The sequence below is a fragment of the Streptomyces sp. AK010 genome (genome assembly GCF_014207295.1).
Lineage (GTDB): Bacteria > Actinomycetota > Actinomycetes > Streptomycetales > Streptomycetaceae > Streptomyces > Streptomyces massasporeus.
The window spans coordinates 10,490-33,907 of record NZ_JACHCX010000028.1; the positions used below are offsets into that span (position 1 = coordinate 10,490).

Here is a 23,418-nt window from a genome sequence, read left to right on the forward strand (position 1 = left end):
GCCGAGGTGACGATGAACCGCCCCCATCCGCCGAGCACGGCCGCCGCCGCGCCCGGACCGCTCCAGCAGCGCCTGTGGTTCCTGGAGCAGCTGGCTCCGGAGCAGGGTTACTTCACGGCCCAGGCGGTCCGTCTGCGCGGGGCCGTGGATTTGCCGGCCCTGTCCGCCGCCGTGTCGGAACTCCTCGGCCGGCACCCCGAGTTGGTGGTGCGCTGCCTCGACGAGGACGGCAGCCCCCAGGTCGTCGCGGCCGGGCCCGGCACACCGCTGCGTCTTGAGGAGGCGGCCCCCGGCGCCACGCCCGAGCAGGTGTGCGAACGCCTCCTGGACAGCCTCGCCGCGCCCGCCTCCCGGCACACCTTCGCCGCGGCCCTGGCCACCCTCGCCCCGGACGACCACGTCCTGTTGCTGGTGGTGCACCAGGCGGGCGGGGACCTCGCGTCCCTGACCGGCCTGGCCTGCGAACTGGGCCGGCGGTACGAGGAGTTCGCGGGCGGCGGGACAGGGAGCCGGACGGGACCGGCGGGTTCCCCGGTGCCCGGTGGCGACACGCAGGCCGCGCCCACAGCGGTTTTGCCGGCCGGCGCGCCGCCCGTGGCCGACGCCGCGCTGGAAGCCCCCGTCGACCGTTCCCGTCCGGCCGTCTGGCAGCCTGCCGGCGTTGTCGTCCCCTTCGCCCTGCCCGCGCGGTTCGGCGACGAGCGGCCGGGGGCGGCGCTGGCCGCGGCCGTCCACACGGTGCTCGCACGGCACAGTGGGCGGTGGCGCGGCGTGCTCGGGTTCCGGGAGCACGTAGTGGTCCGGCCGCTGTCCCTCGCGCTCACTGCGCAGCTGAGCTTCTCCACCGCCGTCCAGCTCGCGGCGGACGCCGTGGACCGGGCGGCGGGCCTGGACGCGGAGGACCTGGCACGCGAGCCGGGCCCGTCGGCCGACACCTCCCGCAACCCGCTGTACACGGTGCTGGTGGAGGTGGTCGACCGGCCGCGTCCCGTCTTCGGGACGCTGACGGCCGAGTGGCTGCCCGTGCCCGACCGGGCCACCCGGCACGACCTGGTCGCGCGCGTGCTGCGCGACCCGGACGGTGGATTGTGTGGCGAACTGGTGTACGCCTCCGCGCTGTTCACCGCGGAGGCGGCCGCCCGGCTCGCGGACCGGCTGGCGACCCTGTGCGCCGCCCTGCCCGACCAGCCCCTGGGCCGGTGCGACCTGCTGCCGCCGGCCGAACGCCGGGTGGCGCTGCCCCTGCCGGTCCCTCCGGCGCAACCGCTGCCGGAGCGGCCGATGGCCGACCTCGTCCTGGAGCGGGCCCGCGCCACCCCGGACGCGCTCGCCGTCGAGTGCGGCCGACGAGAGCTGACGTACCGTCAACTGGCGGCCAGGAGCGCCGCCCTGGCGGAACTGCTGCGCGACGCGGGCGTACGCCGTGGGGAACTCGTCGGCGTCCTGCTGCCGCGCGGCACGGACCTGCCGGCCGCCCTGATCGGTGTGCACCGCGCGGGAGCCGCCTACCTGCCGCTCGACCCCGAGCATCCGCGCGAACGGCTCTCCCAGGTGCTGGCCGACGCGGGCGTGCGGATCCTCGTCACCAGCGGTGCCTCCCGTCCGGACCTGGTCGGCGGACAGGGGCTGCGGATCGTGGACGTCGACACCGCCCCCGCGGCACCGCGGGACACGGTGCCGGACACCGCGCCGGTCTCCCTGGACGACCCCGCCTACGTCATCTACACCTCCGGTTCCACCGGCCGCCCCAAGGGCGTCATGGTGACGCACCGCTCGCTGGTCACCTTCCTGTGGTCGATGCGCGAGCGCCCCGGTCTGCGGCCCGGCACCGTCTTCCCCGCCGTCACCACGGTGGCCTTCGACATCGCCGCGCTGGAACTCTTCCTCCCCCTGCTGACCGGCTGCCGGATCGCGCTCGCGGAACGCTCCGAGACCCAGGACCCCGAGCGGCTGGCGGCGCTGCTCGCCCGGGTCCGTGCCCGGGTGATGCAGGCGACCCCGACGACCTGGCGGCTGCTGCTCGACTCGGGCTGGACACCGCCCCCCGGCTTCGTCGCGCTCAGCGGCGGGGAGCGGCTGCCCGCGGAACTGGCCCGCAGGCTGTGCGCGGCGGGAGCGGAGCTGTGGGACCTGTACGGCCCGACCGAGACGACGGTCTGGTCCTCGGTCGCGCGGCTGCGCGGCGGCGAGGTGAGCGACTTCCGTGCCGTCGCCGACACCACCTTGTACGTGCTCGACGACCGGCTCGAACCCGTGCCGCTCGACAGCGTCGGCGAACTGCACATCGGCGGCGCGGGCGTCGCCGTCGGCTATGTGGGCCGCACCGCCCTGACCGCCGACCGCTTCGTACCCGACCCCTACGCCGGGACCCCCGGTGCCCGGATGTACCGCACCGGAGACCTGGCCCGGCGCCGTCCCGACGGCCGGATCGAGATCCTGGGCCGGGCCGACGACCAGGTCAAGATCCGCGGTGTGCGGATCGAGCCGGGTGAGGCCGAGGCCGTACTCGCCGACAACCCGGGCGTACGTGCCGCCGTGGTCCGCGCCGTTCCCGGCCCGGACGGCGCCCCGCGACTCGTGGCGTACCTGACGCCGGCGCACCCGGACGGCCCGCCGTCGCAGGCGGCCCTGCGGGCCCACTGCGCCCGGGTCCTGCCGAGTGTGATGGTGCCCGCCCGGTTCGTCGTGCTGGACGCGTTCCCGACCACGCCCAACGGCAAGCTCGACGTGGCCGCGCTGCCCGTGCCCCAGGCGGGGCAGGCCGAGGAGGCAGGCGGACGGGGACCGGCCACCGAGGAGGAACGGCTGGTCGCCAAGGCGTTCGCCGAGGTGCTGGAGTGCGCCGGGCTCGCTGCAGACGACGACTTCTTCCGCCGGGGCGGCGACTCCGTACTCGCCGTCCAGGCCGTCAACCGGCTGCGCGCCTGGACCGGGCGGTCCCTGCCCCTGGCCGCGCTGTTCGAGGCCCGCACCGTCGCGGAACTCGCGCGCCGGCTCGCCCTGCACACCGACACCGACACCGGCCTGCCGCCGGCCGCACGGGAGCGCGGCGGACCGGTTCCGGTCTCCTTCGCCCAGCAGCGGCTGTGGTTCCTCCAGCAGCTCGACCCGGAGGACGTCTCCTACCTGGAGCCGCTCGCGGTCCGCCTGCCGGGGCCGTTCGACCCGGAGCGCCTCCACACGGCCCTCGACCAGCTCTTCGAGCGGCACGAGGTGCTGCGCACCCGTTACACGGCCACGGACGACGGCCCGCCGCAACAGATCGTCGAGCCGCCCCGGCCGGTCCGGCCCGAAGCGGAACACGGCGATCCGCGCGAGGTCCTCGCGGCCGAACTGACCCGTCCCTTCGACCTGTCCGCGGCCCCGCCGGTCCGCCTGCGGCTGGTACGCGACGACGACGGCACGCACACGGTCGTCCTCGTCCTGCACCACATCGCCACCGACGACCGGACGAACGACATCCTGGCAGCCGACCTGGTGAGCCTGTACCAGGGGTACGAGCTGCCGCCGCTGCCGGTGTGCTACGTCGACTACGCGCACTGGCAGCGCGCCCGGACGGACGGTGCCGAGCGGGAACGTGCCCTGCGGTTCTGGCGGGACCGGCTGGCCGGACTCGAACGCACCGAGGTGCTGACGGACCGGCCCCGCCCCGCCGTGCGCGACACGCGCGGTGCGACGGTGCGCTTCCACCTCCCTGAGGAACTCACCGCACGGCTGCGGGAGCTGGGCGAGCAGAACGGCTCCACCCCCTTCATGACCCTGCTCGCCGGGTTCTTCGCGCTGCTCGGCCGCTGCACCGGCCGTGACGACCTCGCCGTGGGTGTGCCCTTCTCCGGGCGGGACCGGTCCGAGACCGAGCACCTGGCCGGGGTCTTCGTCAACACCGTGATGCTCCGGGTCACGGCCCCGCCCACGGCGGGCTTCCGCGACCTGCTGCTACGCACCAGGGACGGTGTCACCGCCGCCCGCCGCCATGCCGACCTGCCCTTCGACCTGCTGGTGGAGGAGCTGGCGCCGCAGCGCGACCCGTCCCGCACCCCGCTTGTGGGTGTGCTCTTCACGTTCCACGACACACCCGAGCTGGGCATCGGGCGGCTGCCCCGGGCCGCCGGGGCCAAGACCGACCTGTCGTGGCACGTGACCCGCAGGCCGGACGGCGCCCTGGACGGTTCGGTCACCTACGCGACCGCCCTCTTCGACGAGGTCACCGTTCGAGGACTCGCCGACCAGTACGTCCAGCTGCTGCACTCGGCCGTCGCCGCGCCGGACACCCCGGTGGCCCGGCTGCCCCTCCTCGACGAGCCCGAACTGGCCGCCGCCCGCGCACACCCGGTGCCCAGCCGCGCGGACGGTCCGCACACCGTGCACGAGCTGATCGCGGCACACCGGTCGGGCGTGGCCGTCATCGACGGCGCACGGACCCTGACGTACCCGGAACTCGACCGGCAGGCGAACCAGTTGGCCCACCGGCTGCGCGCCCTCGGCGTCCGCAGGGGCGACCGGGTCGCGGTCCGGCTGCCCCGTGGCACCGACCTGGTGATCGCGCTGCTCGCGGTGCTGAAGGCGGGTGCCGCGTACGTCCCCCTCGACCCGGACCATCCCCTGCGGCGGGCCGCGTGGACGGTGGCCGACTCCGGCGCCGTACTGCTGATCACCGCCGGGGCGGCGCAGTCCCCGGCCGGCGTGCGCCGGCTCGACGTGGACGACCCGGCCGAGACGACGCTGACCCGTGCGTGCCCGGTGACCGCACCGGACATCCCGCTCACCGCCGACGATCTGGCCTACGTCGTCCACACCTCGGGGTCGACCGGACAGCCCAAGGGCGTCGAGGTGACCCACGGTGGCCTGGTCAACTACACCCGCTGGGCCCGCGACACACTGCCCTTCGGCTCGCGGCGGGCGGCGGCGGGCTCGGTGCTGCACACCTCCCTGGCCCACGACCTGGCCCTGACCGGCTTCTACCCGACGCTGGCCGCCGGGGCCCCGCTGCGCCTGACGGCTCAGGAGAACGCCGGCGTGCAGCACCTCGCCGACGCCCTCGCCGAAGGGCCGTACGGGGTGCTGAAGCTGACCCCGACACACCTGCGGCTGCTGGAACAGACCGTCGAGCCGGACACCGCGGCGCGAGCCGCCGACTGCCTCGTGATCGGCGGGGAGGAGCTGCGCGGCGAGCAGGTGGCCACCTGGACCCGTCACGCACCGGACACGCTCGTCGTCAACAGCTACGGTCCGAGCGAGGTCACCGTGGCCTGCTGCACCCACACCGTCCGGGCCGGCCGGCTCGAACCCGGGCCCGTACCCATCGGCCGTCCCCTGCCGGGTGTCACGGTCCTGCTGCTGGACGACGCGCTGCGGCCGGTGCCGATGGGGGCGCCCGGCGAGATCCACGTGGGCGGCGCCGGCGTCGCCCGGGGGTACACCGGCGATCCCCGGCTGACGGCGGACCGCTTCGTGCCCGACCCGTACGCGGACCGGCCCGGCGCGCGGCTGTACCGGACCGGGGACCTGGCACGCCGGCAGCCCGACGGCACCCTCGTCTTCCTCGGCCGGCGCGACCAGCAGCTGAAGATCAACGGCTACCGGGTGGAACCCGGCGAGGCCGAGAGCGTGCTCGCCGGTCACCCCGCCGTACGGGCCGCCGCGGTGGTCGCCGACCGCTCCGACCCGGCCGGCCCCCGGCTGGCGGCGCACGTCGTCCCGCGGGCCGGGCAACTGGGTGAGCCGGAACTCGCCGAACTGCGGAACCATCTCGCCGCCCGGCTGCCGGGGCATCTGGTGCCGACGCTGTGGAGCGTGCTCGACGCGCTGCCCCTGCTGGCCAACGGCAAGCTCGACCGGCGTGCCCTGCCCCGGCCCCGGCCGCTGCGGACCTCCGGCCGGGAGTACGTCGCGCCGGGCACGCCGGCCGAGCGGGCCATCGCCGAGGTGTGGACCGAGGTGCTCGGGGTGAACCGGGTCGGAACGCGCGACCCCTTTTTCGAGCTCGGCGGCCAGTCCCTGGACGCCACCCGGGTCGCGACCAGGCTCACCGAGCGGTTCGCCGTACCGGTGTCGGTCCGCGACGTGTTCACCGCACAGACCGTGGCGGAACTCGCCCGGCTGCTGGCCGCCCGGACCATGGCACGGTTCAGCGAGGTGTTCGGCACCGACGCCGCCTCCGCCCTCCCTCAAGGCGTCCCCGTACCGGCCGTACCGGCGCCGGCCGGCGCGCCCGCGCCCCTCGTGCCGGTGCCCCGGGACGGTGCCCTGCCGCTCTCCTTCGCACAGCAACGTCTGTGGTTCCACGAGCAGATGAACCCCGGCGGCGTGGACTACCTCGTGATGACCGCCCTGCGGCTGCGCGGCCCGCTCGACCACGACCGGCTCCAGCGCGCGCTGAACGAGGTGGTCGCCCGTCACGAGGTGCTGCGCACCCGCTACGTCACCGACGACGCGGGCGAGCCGGTCCAGGTCATAGGCGCTCCCTCACCGGTGCCGTTGCCGGTCGGCGACGTCACCGAGTCCGGGGTGCTCAGTGCCCTGGAGGCGGAACTCGCCGAGCCCCTGCCCCTGGACGCGGCCCTCATGCTGCGCGCCCGGCTGCTGCGGGTCGTCCCCGAGGAGCCGTCGGACACCGCCGGCCCCGCCGAGCACGTCCTGGTCCTGGTCGCCCATCACATCGCCGTGGACGCCTGGTCCAACGACGTCCTGACGGCCGACCTCGCCGCCGCCTACCAGGGCGAGACCCTGCCCCCGCCGAAGGCCCAGTACGCCGACTTCGCCGCCTGGCAGCGCGCCCGGCTGGACGGCCCGCCGCGCGACGCCCACCTGGCCTACTGGCGGGCCCGGCTGGCGGACCTGCCGCCCACCGAACTCCCCACCGACCGGCCCCGCCCCGCCCAGCGCGACCCGCGCGGGGCGGTGCACCGCTTCACCGTCCCGGCCGCCACGGCCGCCCGGATCGAGGAGCTGGCCCGCCGGGACGGGGCGACCCTCTTCATGGCCTGCCTGACCGGCTACTACGCCCTGCTGGCCCGCTACACCCGGCGCACCGACCTGGCGGTGGGCGTGCCCGTCGCGGGGCGGGACCACAGTGCGCTCGACGACGCCGTGGGCTGCTTCGTCAACACGCTGGTGCTGCGGGTCGACGCGGCGGGCGACCCGTCCTTCGACGGTCTCCTGCGCACGGTCCGGGACGCGGCGCAGGACGCCTTCACCCACGCGGAGCTGCCCTTCGAGGAGGTGGTCCGGGAACTGGCACCGGAGCGCGACCCGTCGCGTCATCCGCTGTTCCAGCTGCTGTTCGCCTTCCGCGAGCCCGGCACCCGCGGCCACGAGCTGCCCGGCGTCCGAACGACCCGGGAACCGGTCCCCGTACGCACGGCCAAGTTCGACCTCACCCTGGAGCTGTCCCGGCGACCGGACGGTGCCCTGGACGGCACGATCGAGTACGCGAGCGGACTGTTCGACGCCACGACCGTACGGCGGCTCGCCCGGCACTACCGGCGGATCCTGGACCAGGCGGGTGCCGCGCCGCACACCCGGATCGGGCACCTGGAGACGCTGACCGCGGCGGACCACGCCGCGGCGCTGCGGGACGGCTCCGGACCGCCGGCCGAGCGCCCGGCCCAGGGCCTGCCGGAGCTGTGCGCCCGGCAGGCCGCCCGAACCCCCTCGGCACCGGCCGTGGTGGCGGGCGAGGACGTCCTCAGCTACCGGGAGCTGGACCTGCGGGCCAACCAGCTCGCACACCGGTTGTGCGCCCTCGGCGTACGCCCCGGAGAGCCGGTCGGCGTCCGGCTGCCCCGCCGCACCGACCTCGTCGTGGCGATCCTGGGCGTGCTGCGCGCCGGAGCGGTGTACCTCCCGCTCGACCCCCGGGGCGGGCCCAGCGAACGCGTCCGCGCCATGCTCGCCGACGCGGACGCCACGCTGGTCCTGACCGACGCCGACGGCACCCGCGACGCGGCCCTCGCTGAGGGCGGCCGCCGGGTCCTGGACCTTGCGGCGGAGCGCGCCGCGAGCGACGCGCTGCCCGGCGACCGCGCCCCGGTCACCACCGACCCGGACGCGCTGGCGTACATCGTCTACACCTCCGGCTCCACCGGACGGCCCAAGGGCGTCGGCGTACCGCACCGCGGCATCCGCAACCGGGTCCTGTGGGCGGTGGAGCAGTTCGGGCTGGGACCGCGTGACCGCTTCCTGCAGAAGACCACGCCGACCTTCGACGCCTCGGTGTGGGAGTTCCTCGCCCCGCTGGTCTCGGGCGGCACCGTCGTCCTCGCTCCACCCGGCGCCGAGCGCGACCCGGCCGAGCTGGTCCGTGCGATGGTCCGGCACGACGTCACCGTGCTCCAGGGCGTGCCGTCCTTCTACCGGGTGCTCGCGGACGAGCCGGGCCTGGACCGGTGCGGAGCGCTGCGCCTGCTGTTCTCCGCCGGAGAGGCGCTGCCCGAGGCGCTGGCGGCCCGGCTGCACGCCCGCGTGCCCACGGCCACGCTGGTCAACACCTATGGCCCGACGGAAAGTTCGATCGACGCCACGTTCTGGACGGTGACGCCGTACCCGGACGGCCGGCAACCGGAGGGCACCGTGCCGATCGGGCTGCCACTGGACAACTGCCGCGCCCTGGTCCGCACCCCGGACGGAGCACCGGCCCCCATCGGGGTGCCGGGGGAGCTGTACCTCTCCGGTGAGGGATTGGCCCGCGGTTACGTGGGACGGCCCGCGCTGACGGCGGCGAGCTTCCTGCCGGATCCGTACGGCCCGCCCGGGTCGCGCACCTACCGCACGGGCGATCTCGTACGGCGCAGGGCGGACGGCGTGCTGGAGTTCCTCGGCCGCGTCGACCACCAGCTGAAGATCCGCGGTGTCCGGGTCGAGCCCGGCGAGGTCGAGGCCGTACTGGCCCGGCATCCCGCCGTCGCGGCGGCGGCCGTGGCCGCGCGGCCCGGGCCCGACGGCCGTCCGCAGCTGGTCGCGTTCGTGCAGTACCGGACGGCGGCTCCCGGGCACGACGACGGTGCCGAGCTGCGTGACTTCCTGCTCGACCGGCTGCCCGAGACCCATGTGCCGTCGCTGTTCGTCGGCGTCGGCACGTTGCCCCTCACCGCGAGCGGCAAGATCGACCGCGGGGCGCTGCCGGCCGCCCCCGCCGCCCCACGACCCGCCGCCGGAGCCGCGGCCGCACCGCGCACCCGCGCCGAGCGGCTGGTCGCCGACGTCATGGCCGACGTCCTCGGCCGGGAGGCCGTGGGCAGGGACGAGGACTTCTTCCGGATCGGCGGCCACTCGCTGCTGGCGATGCGGCTCGCCGGCAGGCTGCGCTCCCTGTTCGACGCCCCGGTCCCGGTCCGTGCCGTCTTCGAGCACCGCACCGCGGCCGCCCTGGCCCGGCAGCTGACCGGGCCGGACACGAGGGACGACGGAGCTGTCCGCCCGCTCGGCCCGGCCGAACGGGACCGTCCGCAGCCGCTGTCCTCCGGCCAGTGGCGGCTCTGGCTGCTCGACCGGGTCGACCCGGCCGCCTATCTCGTCACCTGGGCGCTGCGGCTGACGGGACGGCTCGACCGGGCGGCCCTGGAGGGTGCGCTGGAGGAGCTGTTCGCCCGGCACGAGATCCTGCGCACCCGCTACCCGGCCGGCCCCGACGGGGTCCCGGAGCAGCGGGTGGAACCGCCACGGCCGGTCGTCCTGCCCGTCACCGAGGTGACCGGCGCCCCGGACGCGCACGGCCCGGGCCGCGCCGCGTGGCTGCTGGAGACGGTCCGCCGGCATGCCGTGCGTCCCTTCGACCTGACGGCCGCACCGCCGGTCGCGCCCCGGCTGCTGCGGCTCGGGCCGGACGAGCACGTCTTCGTGCTGGCCCTGCATCACATCGTCACCGACGAGGTGTCCGAGGACATCGTCGGCCGCGAGCTGTCCGAGCTGTACGCCGCACGCGTCACCGGCCGCCCCGCCGCGCTCGACCCGCCGGGTCTGCAGTACCGCGACTACGCCGCCTGGCAGCGCGCCCGGCTCGCCGACCCGCAGGCCGAACACGGCCTGCGCCACTGGAGGGACCGGCTGGCGGGGCTGCGCCCGCTCGACCTGCCCGCCGACCTGCCGCGTGCCACGGCGCGCGACGGGGCCGGAGCCCGGGCCGTCGCGACGCTGCCCGCCGAGGTCGTCCGGCCGCTGCTCGCCCACAGCCGCGAGCACGGCGCGACCGCGTACGTGACCTTCCTCGGGGTGCTCGCCACCCTCCTGCACCGCTTCGGCGCCGGCACCGACATCGCCGTCGGCGTCCCGGTCAGCGGGCGGGTACGGCCCGAACTGGAGGGACTGGTCGGCTTCTTCGTCAACACCGTGGCGGCCCGGGTGGACCTTTCCGACGACCCGGAGTGGACGACCCTCCTCGGACGGGTCAGGGACGACGTCCTGGACGCCCTGGAACACGGCGAGGTCCCTTTCGACCGTCTGGTGGAGGAGCTCGCCCCCGAGCGGGAGGCCGGCCGCGCCCCGCTGATCGACGTGATGCTCGAGGTCACGGAGACACCGCCGGCGGCGCCCGTGCTGCCCGGTCTGCGCACCGAGCGGATCCGGCTCGCCGCGACCCGGGCCAAGTTCGGCCTGACCGCGTTCCTCACCGCCCGCCCGGACGGCGGGTACGACCTGGAACTCGAGTACGACACCGCCCTGTTCTCCGCGGACCGCGCCCAACGGCTCGCCGGGCACTTCGTCACCCTGGCGCGAGCGGCGGCCCGGCAACCGCGGCAGCGGGTCGGCGGGCTCGCCCTGCTGGAGCCGGGGCAGCGGGAGCGGCTGCTGGAACTGAGCACCGGGGCGCCGGTCCCCGCCTTCGCGGGGGGGCTGCCCGAGGCGTTCGCCGCCCAGGCGGCCCGCACGCCCGACGCCCCCGCGGTGCTGGCCGCGGACGGCGCGACGCTGAGCTACGCCGAGCTGGAACGGCGCTCGGCCGCCCTGGCGGTGCGTCTGGTCGCCGCGGGTGTGCGACCGGAGGATCCGGTCGCGGTCTGCCTCGACCGCTCCCCGGACACCGTGGTCGCCATGCTCGGCGTGCTGCGCTCCGGCGGCGTCTACGTCCCCCTCGGCGCCGACCAGCCGGCCGTTCGCCGCGCGGCCATGCTCGCCGACCTGCGCCCGTCGGCGGTAGTCACCGAGCCACGCCTGGTGCCCGGTCTCGACGCGGGCCGGGCGGCGGTCCTCACCGTCGCCCCGCGCGACGACGCGCCCGGCGCCGGACCCGGCCAGGAGCGGCCGCTGCCGCCGACCGATCCGGACCGGCTCGCGTACATGATCTACACCTCGGGCTCCACCGGCCGGCCCAAGGCCGTGATGGTCCCGCACGGCGCGTACCTGCACCACTGCCGGGTCGCCGGCCCCGTGAACGGCCTGGCGGCGGGCGACCGGGGCGTGCTGTTGTCGGCACCCACCTTCGACCTCGCCATGGAGCAGATGGGCGTGCCGCTGATCACCGGCGGCACGGTGCTGATCAGCGACGTACGGTTCTGGCCCCCGGCCGAGGTGCCCGACCGCTTCGCGGCCGCACAGGTCCGCCAGGTCCTGTTCACCCCCGCCTACTTCCGCGAGGTGATGGACCACGTGGGCCCGGGCGACCGACGCCTGGACGCACTGCGCGCCGTCTTCGTGGGCGGTGAGATCGTCACCTACCGTGACGCGCAGCGGTGGTACGAGGCCGGCCTGCCGGGACGGTTCGTGTGCGCCTACGGGCCGACCGAGACCACGATCGTCTGCATGACCCACCCGGTCTCCCCGGACGAGCTGCGGGAGGCCCCGCCGGACCGTCCGGTGCCGATCGGCCGGCCGGTGCCCGGCACGCGGACGTACGTGCTGGACGAGGGCGGCGACCTCGCCCCGGTCGGGGTGACGGGCGAACTGTGCGTGGCCGGGCCCCGCGTGAGCCGGGGCTACCTGCGCCGGCCGGGGCTGACCGCGGACCGTTTCGTGCCCGATCCCTTCGGCCCGCCCGGGTCGCGCATGTACCGCACCGGCGACTACGCCCGGTACCGGGCCGACGGCGCCATCGAGTTCGTCGGCCGGATCGACGCCCAGGTCAAGCTGCGGGGCTTCCGCATCGAACTCGGTGAGATCGAGGCCGCCGTCGCCACCCACCCGCGGGTGCGGGCAGCGGCCGTCACGGCGCACGAGTCCGAGCGGGGCGAGAAGCAGCTGGTGTGCTACGTGGTGCCGCGCGCCGGGGCCACCGTGCAGCCGGCCGCCCTGCGCGAGCACCTGCGGGACCGGGTCCCCGACTACATGGTTCCGGCCGTGTGGATGACGCTCGACGAGCTCCCGCTGAACAGCAACAAGAAGGTGGACCGGCGTCGCCTGCCCGCCCCCACGACGGAGGCGGTCCTCGAGGGCGCCGCTGCCGCCGCCGACTTCACCGGTGAGGTGGAGGAGGCCATCGCCGAGGTGTGGACCGAGGTGCTGGGGGTGGCTCCGCCCTCCCGGGAGACCGGCTTCTTCGAGCTGGGCGGCCACTCGCTGGCGCTGACCCGCCTCCTCACCCGCCTCGAGGACCTGTTCGACATGACCATTCCGCTCCGGGTGCTGTTCGACGCCACGTCCGTCGGTGCCCAGGCCGCAGCGCTGGAAGAACTCGCCGCGCGCCTCGACGACGGCCCCACGGCCACCGGAGACCGCCTCTCCGACGGGAGGACCGATGAGTTCTGAGGGAGCGAGCCCGCTGGGCTCCAGGGCAACGAGTCCGCGGCGCACGGCAGGTGCCGGGCTGCTGCGGGACCGGCTGCGCGAGCGCGGGTCCCGCCCGGCCGCGGCCCGGCCGCACATCCCCACCGTGCCGCGTGACGGAGCGCCGCCGCTCTCCTTCGCCCAGCGGCGGCTGTGGCTGATGGACCGGCTGCGCCCAGGAGGCACCGACTACCTGGTGCCGGTGGTGCTGCGGCTGCGCGGCGACGTGTCCGCGCTCGACATCCAGGCGGGCCTGACCGCCCTGGTGGGCCGCCACGAGATCCTGCGCACGCGGTACGGCACGGATGAGGACGGCGGGCCCGTGCAGCTCGTCGACCCGCCCGGCGAGGTACCGCTCGCCCGTGACGACCTGCGCGGCAGGCCCCAGGACGCGGTGGACGCCCTGCTGACGGCAGAGACCACCCGGCCCTTCGACCTCGCCACCGGCCCGGTGCTGCGGGCCCGGCTCGTCCGGCTCGCCGACACCGAACACCTGCTGGTGATCGTCCTGCATCACATCGCCGTGGACGGATGGTCGTGCGCCCTGCTCGTCGACGAACTGGCCGCGCTGTGCGCCGGGAAGACCCTGCCGCCGCCCTCCCTCCAGTACGCCGACTTCGCCGCCTGGCAGCGCGGCCACTTCACCGGGGAGCGCCTCGAGCACGGTCTCACCCACTGGCGGGAACGGCTGCGCGACCTGCCCGTCCTCAGGCTGCCCCTCGACCGGGCCCGGCCCGCCGTGTGGGCCGCCGAGGCGCGGACCGTGCCCTTCGACATCCCGGCGCCCACCGCCGCGCGGCTCGCCGCGCTCGCCCGGGAACAGCGGGCCACGCCGTTCATGGTCCTGCTCGCTGGGTTCTGCGCCCTGCTCGGCCGGTACACCGGGCAGGACGACTTCGCCGTCGGCACCCCCATCGCCGGGCGCACGCATCCCCAGACCCACTCACTGCTCGGCGCCCTCATCAACCTCCTGGCACTGCGCGTCGACCTGAGCGGCGACCCCACCTTCACGGAGCTGCTCGACCGCGTCCGGGACACGGCGCTGGACGCCTTCGACCACCAGGACGTCCCCTTCGACGCCGTCGTCGACGCGCTCGCCCCCGGCCGGGACACCTCCATCCATCCGCTGGTCAACGTCAACTTCGTCGTGCAGAACAACGACCCGGCCCGTTTCCGGGCCGGCGAGATCACCGGCGAACCCGTGCCGGTGCTGTCCGACCGGGCCAAGTTCGACCTCAGCTGGACGCTGGAGGAACGTCAGGACGGCTCGATCGGCGGCGAGGCGACCGTCGCCACCGCCCTGTTCGACCCCGGGACGGCCGAGCGCATGGCCTGCCACTACGTCCGGCTGCTGAAGGCGGTGGCCGCCGACCCCGCGACCCGGGTCAGCCGGCTGCCCCTGCTCGGGGACGCCGAGCGAGCCCTGCTCACCGGCGGCCCGGCCCGCACGGTGGCCCACGGCCCCTGTCTGCACGAGCGTTTCGCCGAGCAGGCGGCGCGACACCCGCACGCCACCGCCCTGACCTTCGGCGACGAACACCTGTCGTACGCCGAACTCGACGCCCGGGCCAACCGGCTGGCGCACCGGCTGCGCGGGCTCGGTGCCGGGCGCGACCGGCTGGTCGCGATCCGCATGCCGCGCGGGATCGAGATGATCGTCGCGGTGCTCGGCGTGCTCAAGGCGGGTGCGGCCTACCTCCCGCTGGACCCGGACCAGCCCGCCGAGCGCATCGCGTACATCCTTCAGGACGCGGGCGCCACCGTCCTGCTCACCCTCACCGGGCAGGCCGACGACGGAACGGACACCGGAGCGGGCATCGTCGAGGAGGTGCTGCTGCTCGACGACCCGGAGGAGGCCGCCCGCCTCACCCGGCTGCCCGCGCACGCACCGGCCGTGGCGGCCGACCCGGACGACCTGGCCTACGTCATCTACACGTCCGGCTCCACGGGCCGCCCCAAGGGAGTCCAGATCCACCACGCCCATGTGGTCCGGCTGCTCAACTCGGCCCAGGGCGACTACCTGTTCGGCCCCGACGACGTGTGGCCGCTGTTCCACAGCTACGGGTTCGACGTCTCGGTGTGGGAGATCTGGGGCGCCTTCTGCCACGGCGGCCGGCTGGTCGTCGTCCCCTATGACGTCACCCGCTCCCCGTGGGACCTGATGGACCTGCTGGCCGCCGAGGGCGTCACCGTGCTCAACCAGACGCCGTCGGCGTTCCGCTCCCTCGTGGAGCTGGCCGAGCGCGGCGAGGGGCCGCTGGACCGGCTCCGCCTGCGGTGGGTCGTCCTGGCCGGCGAGGCGCTCGACATCGAGATGCTGCGGCCGTGGTGGGACCGCTTCGGGGACGAGGCGCCCCGCATCGTCAACATGTACGGCATCACCGAGACCACCGTCCACGCGAGCTTGTGCCCGCTGTCCCGGGCGGACCTGGGCGGCGACCGCAGCCCGATCGGCCGCCCGTTGTGCGATCTGCGGCTGTACGTGCTGGACGACCGAATGCGGCCGGTACCCGTCGGTGTCGTCGGCGAGATCCACGTGGGCGGGCCCGGCGTCGCCCGGGGCTACCTCGGCCGGCCCCGGCTGACCGCCGGGCGTTTCGTGCCCGACCCGTTCGGCGCGCCGGGGGCGCGGCTGTACCGCTCGGGCGACCTCGCCCGGGTCCTGCCCGACGGAGAACTGGCCTTCGTCGGGCGCCGCGACGACCAGGTCAAGATCCGGGGCTTCCGCATCGAGCTCGGCGAGGTCGAGGCCTGTCTGGCCGCGCACCCGCGGCTGGACTCGGTCGTCGCCGTCGCCCACGGACCGGACGGCGGCGAACGCGAACTCGTCTGCTACGCCGTCCCCAAGGAGGGCGCCGAGGTCACCCCGTCGGACATCCGCGCGCACGCGGCGCAGGCCCTGCCCGGCTACATGGTGCCGTCCCTGGTGATGGTGCTGCCCCGGCTGCCGCTGACCCCCAACGGCAAGGTGGACCGGCGTGCCCTGCCCGCCCCCGACCGGGGCCGGCAGGTGCGGGCCGCGGGACCCGTCGCACCGCGCACCCCCACCGAGCAGGCCGTCGCACGCGTGTGGCAGCGGGTCCTGGGCCTGGACCAGGTCGGCGTCTACGACGGGTTCTTCGCGCTCGGCGGCGACTCCATCCGGGCCGTACGGCTGGTGGGCATGCTGCGGGCCCAGGGCTTCGAGTGCTCCGTCCAGGACGTCTTCCGCCACCAGACGGTCGCGGAGCTCGTGGGCAGCGCTGCGGGCGGCTCGGGACCGGACGGCGCGGAACGGGCCGGCACGCGGCCCTTCGAGCTGATCGGCGCCGAGGACCGGGCGAAGCTGCCGGACGGGCTGGTGGACGCGTACCCGATGTCCCGGGTGCAGAGCGGGATGCTGCACGAGATGTTCGCGGACCCCGAGCACCGGCCCTACCACAACGTGACCAGCTACCTCATCCGCGACGACGGGCCGTTCGACGCCCTGGCGCTGAGAGCCGCGGTCCGTGACGTGGTCGCCGGGCACGAGGTGCTGCGCACGTCCTTCGACCCGGCGGGCTACCGGGAACCGCTGCAACTGGTGCACGCCGAGGCGGAGCCGGAGGTCGGCTGCCACGACCTGCGCGCCCTGCCGGACGTCCAACGCCAGGCGCTGCTGGGCCGGTTCAGGGACGGCGAACGCGAGCGGGTCTTCGACCTCGGGACCGCGCCGCGGATCCGCTTCCACGCCCACCGGCGCACCGACGACGAGTGGTACCTGTCGCTGACGGAGTGTCACACCATCCTGGACGGCTGGAGCCACAACTCCCTCGTGACCGAGCTGCTCGACCGCTACCGCGCCCACCGCGCCGGTGAGCGGCCGCCGCAGCGCCGCTCCACCGAGGTGCGGTACGCCGACTTCATCGCCCAGGAGCAGCGCTCCTTGGCGGACGGTGAGGACCGGGCCTTCTGGGCCGGCCGGCTGGCCGGGGCCCACCGGGTCGCCCTGCCCGGGGCGTGGGCCGATCCGGACGGCCCCGCCACGTACTCCGTCGTGGTGCCCTTCCGGGACCTGGAACCCGGGCTGCGTGCCCTGGCCGACCGGGCCGGCGCCTCGCTGAAGAGCGTGCTGCTCTCCGCCCACCTGGCCGTCTGGCGCACGGTCGCGGGTGAGGAGCCGTACTACATGGGGCTGGTGTGCAACGGCCGTACCGAGGTCGCGGGCGGCGACCGGGTGGCCGGGATGTTCCTCAACCCCCTGCCCTTCGTCGCCCCGACCCAGGCGGCCACCTGGCGGGAACTGGTCCGCGGGGTGTTCGAGGAGGAGCTGGCGCTGTGGCCGCACCGCAGATACCCGCTGCCGGAGCTCCAGCGGGAGTTCGGCGGCGGCCGCCGCCTGCTGGAAGTCGACTTCAACTACCTCGACTTCCATGTCCTGGACCGCACCCGCGTGGACACCGACGGCAGTACGGACATCAGCCCCAACGAGTTCCCGCTGGAGGTCGCCACGCGCAGCGACGGGCTGCTGCTGGCCGGGCAGTCCCGGCGGATCGGACGCCGGTACACCGAACTGCTGGCCCGGATGTACCGCACCGCGATGGAGCGGATGGCCGCCGACGCCGACGGCGACGCCCGCGTGCCGCTGCTGTCGGAGCGGGAACTGACCGAACTGCTGCCCGAGGGGCGGCCCGCCCCCGCACGGCACGCGGGGGAACGCCCTCGGGAGAACCCCGCCGCAGCGCCCGCGGCACCCGCCGACGCGCCGGACGGCGCCGTCGAGCGGGCCATCGCCGAGGTCTGGGCCGAGGCGCTCGGCGTGGACCGGGTGGGCCCGGACGACGACTTCTTCACGCTCGGCGGCCACTCGCTGCTGACCGTGCGCATCATCGTGCGCCTGCGCCACGGACACGGCATCGACCTGTCCTTCCGCGACTTCCAGCGGCACCGCACCGTACGCTCCCTGGCCGCCGCCGTGTCCGCGAACCGGCCGGCCCGCCCCGAGCGGACCTTGCAGTGGTTCGGGCGCGGCGGGGACCTGCCGCCGTTGTTCTGCGTCCACCCCAGCGGCGGCAGCGCCCACTGGTACCGGGAGCTGGCCGACCACTACGCCGGCCGGCGGCCCCTGGCCGCACTGGAGTGGCCCGGCCTGCACGGCGGCCCCACACCGGAGCCCACCGTGCGGGGCGTGGCCACCGCCTACCTCGGCCGACTGCGCGCCGCCCGTCCCGACGGCCCGTACCACATCCTGGGCTACTCCGGGTCCAGCGGCATCGCCTGGGAGATGGCGCGCACGCTCGCCGCGGCGGGGGAGGACGTCCGGCTGCTGCTCCTGGACCCCGTCTGCGACGACAAGGGCGCGGACCAGGGGCCGTTGCGGGACGCGGTGGCCCGGCTGCGGCGTGCCGAGGACCTGTTCCGGGCGCTGCGGGAGCGACCGTACGCGCCGGGCGCCGGTCAGCGGCGGGCCGAACTCGTGGACCTCGTCCGCAGCGTGGTCGACGACGGGGACACCTGGAGCGAACAGGACACCGAGGGCGGCATCGGCGATGCCTGGGCCCAGCGGCTGAGGTCCTGGCGGGTCCTGCTGGAGATGCAGCTGGACCACGTCTTCCCGGCCTGGCCTGGCCGGCTGGACCTGCTGCTGTCCGACGACCTCGCGTCCGGGCGCGCGCACCCGGGTGGGGGCACCGACCCCTACCTCAATCGCTGGCGGGAGCTCGCGGTGGGCGGCCTGCACGTGCGCCGCGTGCCCGGAGGGCACGAGAGTTGTCTGCGCGCACCGCACGTGGCCGTGCTGGCCGCGGAGCTGAGCGGGCTGCTCGATTCCGGCGGGGCGGACCGGGGCTCCGGCCCCGCCGCAGCCGGCACACGCGGAGAAAGGGACTGACATGGCTGTCACCACTGCTGAGGGCACGCGACGGGTGATCTCGCTGCGCGACCTCACCGACGACGACCTCGCCCGGCTCGTCCGGCGCGGTACGGAGTTCGCGGCGGACCCCACGGCGCACAGCCGGCCGCTCAGCGGCCGTGTCGTGGGCGTCTACTTCAGCAAGACCTCGACCCGTACCCGAACGGCCTTCACCACCGGCGCCCTGCGGCTCGGCGCCCAGGTCATCGCGTACGGCCCCGGGGACCTCCAGCTCAACACAGGTGAGACACCCGGGGACACGGCGCGCGTCCTGGGCGGCATGCTCGACGGGCTGGTGGTCAGAACCGCCGGTGACCCCGAGGAGCTACGGCTGTTCGCGGACACGGGGCTGGCCGTGGTGAACGCGATGTCCAGTGACGAGCACCCCACCCAGGCGCTGGCCGACCTGTCCACCCTGACCGCCAGGTTCGGCGCGGTGGACAACCTGCGCGTCCTCTACGTCGGGGAGGGCAACAACACCGCCACCGCGCTCGCCCTCGGACTGTCCCGCTTCCCCGGGACGCGGGTGGAGTTCCGCACGCCCGAAGGCTACGGACTGCCGGCCGGGCTCTTGGCCGAGGCGCGGGCGCTGGCCCGGGACCGCGGTGGCCGGATCGCCGAGCGGCACGACATGGACGACCTGCCGGAGCGGGTCGACGTCGTCTACACGACGCGCTGGCAGACCACCGGAACCACCAAGCCCGACCCCGACTGGCGCCGCGGCTTCGAGCCGTTCCGCGTCGACGGCGACCTGATGGGCCGCTGGCCGGGTGCTCTCTTCCTGCACGACCTGCCGGCCCACCGGGGTGAGGAGGTGACCGCCGAGGTGCTGGACGGGCCGTCGAGCATCGCCTTCGAGCAGGCGCGGTTCAAGCTGTACAGCGCGATGGCGGTGCTGGAGTGGGTGATGGCCGACCGCTGAGCGCGAGTGGGCGTACGACGGCCGCACCGAGTGGGACACCACCGTGCGGCCGTCGGCGTCAGGCCCTTCCGCCGCCCGGGTCGGCGCGGTGCCGGTCGGCGGCCGCCGAAGACGGCACGTCTCGGGCCTCGTGGACGAGGATGGCCACCTGGACCCGGTTGGTGCACCCCAGCTTGGCGAGGATGCGCGTCACGTTGGCCTTCACCGTGGCGACGCTCATGTAGAGCGAGGCGGCGATGTCCATGTTCGACCTGCCCTCGCTGATCGCGACCGCCACCTCCCGCTCGCGGGCGGTGAGCCGGTCCAGCGCCGCACGCGTCTGGACGGCCCGGCTCTCGACCAGTTCCTGGTCCTCCAGGCGTACCACGTGGTCGATGAGGCGGGTCAGGGCCGCGGGGGCGAGGATCGACTCGCCGCCGGCCGCGCGCCGCACCGAGGCCAGGATGTCGTCCGGCGGGGTGTCCTTCAGCAGGAAACCGTTGGCGCCGGCCCGCAGGGCCCGCAGCAGATGCTTGTCGGTGTCGAACGCGGTCAGCACGATCACGGCCGGCCCGTCCGCGCGGGACCGCAGCTGCGCGGTCGCCGTGAGACCGTCCATGCCGTTCATGCGGATGTCCATGAGCACGACGTCCGGCCGCAGCCGTTCGACCAGTTCGATCGCCTCGGCGCCGTCCGACGCCTCGCCCACCACCTCGATGCCGTCCCCGGCTCCGAGGACCATGGTCAGCCCCATACGCACGAACGGATCGTCGTCCACGACGACGGTGCGGATCACATCGACCATGGCACCCACGCTTCCAGATGGAAGGCGACTTTCCCAACCCCGTCGCGCCGAACGCCGTGTTCCAGCCGTCCGCCGACGACATCCAGGCGTTCGGCCAGCGCCACCAGGCCGTAGTGGGAGCCGGGCAGCAACGGCCCGTCGGAGCTGCGTGCCAGCGGATTGCGCAGCCGGACGTGCAGTTGACCGTCGTCGGTGCGCTCCAGCAGGAGGTCCACGGGTGATCCGGGCGCGTGCTTGCGGCAGTTGGTCAGCCCCTCCTGGACCACGTGGTAGACGGTGCGGCCCACGTTCGGCGACACCGGCTTGTCCGGCAGACGGTCGTCCACCGTGACGTCCATGCCCGCCGTGCGGCATTCGGCGAGGAGCCGCGGCAGATCGGTCAGATCCGGCTGGGGCCGCAGGCCCTGGCCGTCGGTACCGAAGCGCAGCATGCCGAGGATCGCCCGGAGGTCCTCCATCGCCTGGTGGGCGCTGTGGTGGATGGTGTCGGCGGCCCGGGCCACCTCCTCCGGAGGCAGGTCCGTCCTGATCTTCAGGGCCCCGGCGTGCAGGCTGACCAGAGAGATCCGGTGGGCCAGCACGTCATGCATCTCCCTCGCGATGCGTTCGCGCTCCATGGCTCGGACCCGGTCCGTGCGGGCCTGCGCGGCCGCTTCGGCGGCCCGGGCCTCCGCCTGGAGCGAGGTGACCAGGTCACGCCGGGAACCCAGGAAGCGGCCGAGCCCGACGGCCAGCACCAGCGCCGCGATGTTGAACCCGTTGGCGGCCACGAGCGAGGCCGTTCCCTGGAGATGGCTCGCGGAGAACGGCAGGTACGCCACCGCGCACGACGCGGCCACCGTGTTGGCCACCCTGCGGGGACGGTACGCGGCGACGGTGCCGACGGCGAAGAGCACCGCGACGAACACGAAGTCGGTCACCGCGTAACAGCACGCCAGCGCCACCGCCACCCGCACCGGGTGCGCGCGGCGCCACCACAGCAGCGCGCTGCCCGCGATGCCCAGCGACATCAGCCAGAACAGCAGGTCGCCGGTGACCTCCCCGCTTTCGAAGGCCGCCACGGTCCACGCCAGGGCCGCCATGGCGGAGGCCGAGGCGCACAACACGTCGAGCAGCCTGGCCCGCCCGGGGCGCCGGGGGAGTTTCATGATCACGGCAGGCCCGTCTTCTCCAGGGGGTGGACCCGGGGCACGGATCGGACCCGGGGCGCGGCGGACGACGCCTGGTCACGACCGGACAAGGGGCCGCCAGAACTGCTCGTTTCCCTGGTCCCGCACGGTGTATCCCAGGTTCTCCAAACTGTGGGTCAGCTCCTGCACGCCGCTGCTCGACTTCCGCTTCCGCGCCTCCTGGCGGGCCTTGAGCAGGGAGTTGACCTCCGCGGACAGTTCGCGCGAGTCCGGGGCCCAGGCCCGGAACAGGTCACCGTAGGGGTCGTGGTCCAGCCAGGGGTAGCCATGGGCCCGGAAGGCCGCGGCGAGCTTCTCCACAGGGGCCTCGTGGGTGCCACGGACGAACTGCCGGGAGTCGTGGTCGAGCACGACGAGGGACTTTCCGTCCATGAAGACGGCCGCCACGTCGGCGCGGTCGATGGTCTTACGGTCCTCGCGCTCGATCTCCATCCGTGCGTCGGTGAGCGTGATCTTCAGCGACTCGGACAGGGCCACGAAGGCGAACCCGATGCCGAGCAGGAGGCCTCCGCCCATGAACGCGGCCACCTTCCACGGCTCGTCCGCGGCGGCCAGGAACTTGAACACCGTCCGCAGGGGCAGCTTGGGCAGCTCGATCGCCCAGCGGGCCACCACCGGCAGCAGCAGGCCGAGAGCGACGCCGAGCAGCGGCATGCCCAGCAGGATCACCATCATGTCCGAGCGTGGGTAGCCGAGCACCGTCACAGTGCCGGACGTTTCGGGTGTGTGCCCGTTGCTCTTCTTGCCGGGCTGCTCTTTGGTCATGGCTGTGCAGCTCTCATTCCCCGCCGACGGCGCTCTTGGTCATGAGTCGTCTCATGAGTTGCTCAGGAGTGACCGATGCTAGGGAGTGCCGTGCGGGGCTGGACAGTAGCCGAAAGTCGACGCTTCCGGCGACTTCCGGCCACGTCAGCCGTAGCGGCGGGTCTCGTGGAAGAAGCCGGGAACCGTGTGCAGTCGGCCGGCGGCGGCGAGCTCGTCGTACACGTACCGGGCCACTGCCAGGTCGAGAACACCGAGGCCGAACGGGGAGAAGACGACCGTGCGGTCGGCTGGCGCGGAGAGGCGCCCGGTCAGCGCGTCGTACAGGGTGCCCGCCACGAAGTCGCGGTTGCCGGTGCGCTGTTCGGCCAGATGCGGCGACGTGTCCGCCTTCAGGCAGTGGTCGACGTCGTCGACGACGTTGCAGGACTCCAGGATGATCTCGGGGGACAGATCGCGCAGCGAGACGTGCAGCACCAGCGGGTGGTGGGCGAAGAGCGCCGGGTCGTGCAGGTGCGGGGCGCCGGCGACCGTCGCGAAGACGACGAGGTCGCTGGAGCGGACCAGGTCCTCGGCACGGTCGTGCAGGACGACCGGGGTGTCGTCGGTGCGGCGCAGCCGCTGCCGGAACGCCGCGGCGTGCTCGCCGGCCAGGTCGTGCAGTCCGATCTCCTCGAACCGCAGTCCCGATGCCAGCAGATGCTGGTACACATAGCGGGCGATCAGCCCCGTCCCGCAGAAACCGACCCGCCGCGGCCGCACCCCGCGCGACGCGCTCAGCCGTACCGCCGCGAGCGCCGCCGACGCCGCGGTGCGGCCGGCGCTGATGATGGAGCTCTCCATGCAGGCGAACGGATAACCCGTCGCCGTGTCATTGAGAATCAGCACTGCTGATGCCCTGGGAATATCGGACGCGACATTCTCCGGGAAGCTGGATATCCACTTCATGCCGTGTACGTCGACATCGCCGCGGACCGACGCGGGAAGCGCGATTATGCGGGACGACGGACGGTCCGGAAATCTGAGGAAGTACGAGTCCGGATTGACGGTCTCGCCGCCGCCGTGCAGGCGATAGGCGTACTCCACGATCTCCCGCAGGCGGCTTTCTCGGCCGTCGACGACGCTGTGCACCTGGGCGCCGGAGACGACCGAGAAGGAAGGTATCAAAGGTGTGGCAGTCATGGCTCATGGTTAG

The 23,418-nt window shown here is 74.4% G+C and carries 7 protein-coding genes; 3 read left to right on the top strand and 4 right to left on the bottom strand.

Annotated features, from left to right (window positions below; genetic code table 11):
• Positions 1-12 precede the first annotated feature (12 nt).
• Genes HDC93_RS34395 through HDC93_RS34405 form a run of 3 tightly spaced genes read left to right on the top strand, consistent with a single transcriptional unit; the run spans position 13 to position 19,487 of the window.
• Entirely contained in the window at positions 13-12,678 is a 12,666-nt protein-coding gene (locus HDC93_RS34395) for a non-ribosomal peptide synthetase (RefSeq protein ID WP_185014742.1), read from the top strand.
• Entirely contained in the window at positions 12,668-18,544 is a 5,877-nt protein-coding gene (locus tag HDC93_RS34400) for a non-ribosomal peptide synthetase (RefSeq protein WP_185014743.1), read from the top strand. Before HDC93_RS34395 ends, HDC93_RS34400 begins: the two co-directional genes overlap by 11 nt.
• Before the next feature lies 1 nt (position 18,545).
• Complete coding sequence (locus tag HDC93_RS34405; RefSeq protein ID WP_185014744.1) at positions 18,546-19,487, top strand: ornithine carbamoyltransferase; 942 nt, start codon at positions 18,546-18,548, stop codon at positions 19,485-19,487.
• Positions 19,488-19,545: 58 nt separating this feature from the next.
• Here HDC93_RS34405 and HDC93_RS34410 read toward each other — a convergent pair whose 3' ends face one another.
• The 4 genes from HDC93_RS34410 to sbnB all read right to left on the bottom strand — a co-directional run bounded on the left by HDC93_RS34410 (position 19,546) and on the right by sbnB (position 23,405).
• Complete coding sequence (locus HDC93_RS34410) at positions 19,546-20,271, bottom strand: response regulator transcription factor (protein WP_185014745.1); 726 nt, start codon at positions 20,269-20,271, stop codon at positions 19,546-19,548.
• Complete coding sequence (locus tag HDC93_RS34415; protein WP_185014774.1) at positions 20,259-21,419, bottom strand: sensor histidine kinase; 1,161 nt, start codon at positions 21,417-21,419, stop codon at positions 20,259-20,261. The genes HDC93_RS34410 and HDC93_RS34415 overlap by 13 nt, the downstream gene beginning before the upstream one ends.
• A 78-nt stretch (positions 21,420-21,497) precedes the next feature.
• Entirely contained in the window at positions 21,498-22,226 is a 729-nt protein-coding gene (locus HDC93_RS34420) for a hypothetical protein (RefSeq protein WP_185014746.1), read from the bottom strand.
• A 144-nt stretch (positions 22,227-22,370) separates the two neighbouring features.
• Positions 22,371-23,405 carry a 2,3-diaminopropionate biosynthesis protein SbnB gene (gene sbnB / locus HDC93_RS34425; protein ID WP_185014747.1) on the bottom strand — a complete coding sequence of 345 codons (1,035 nt, stop codon included), beginning with the start codon at positions 23,403-23,405 and terminating at the stop codon, positions 22,371-22,373.
• Between the last annotated feature and the right edge of the window lie 13 nt (positions 23,406-23,418).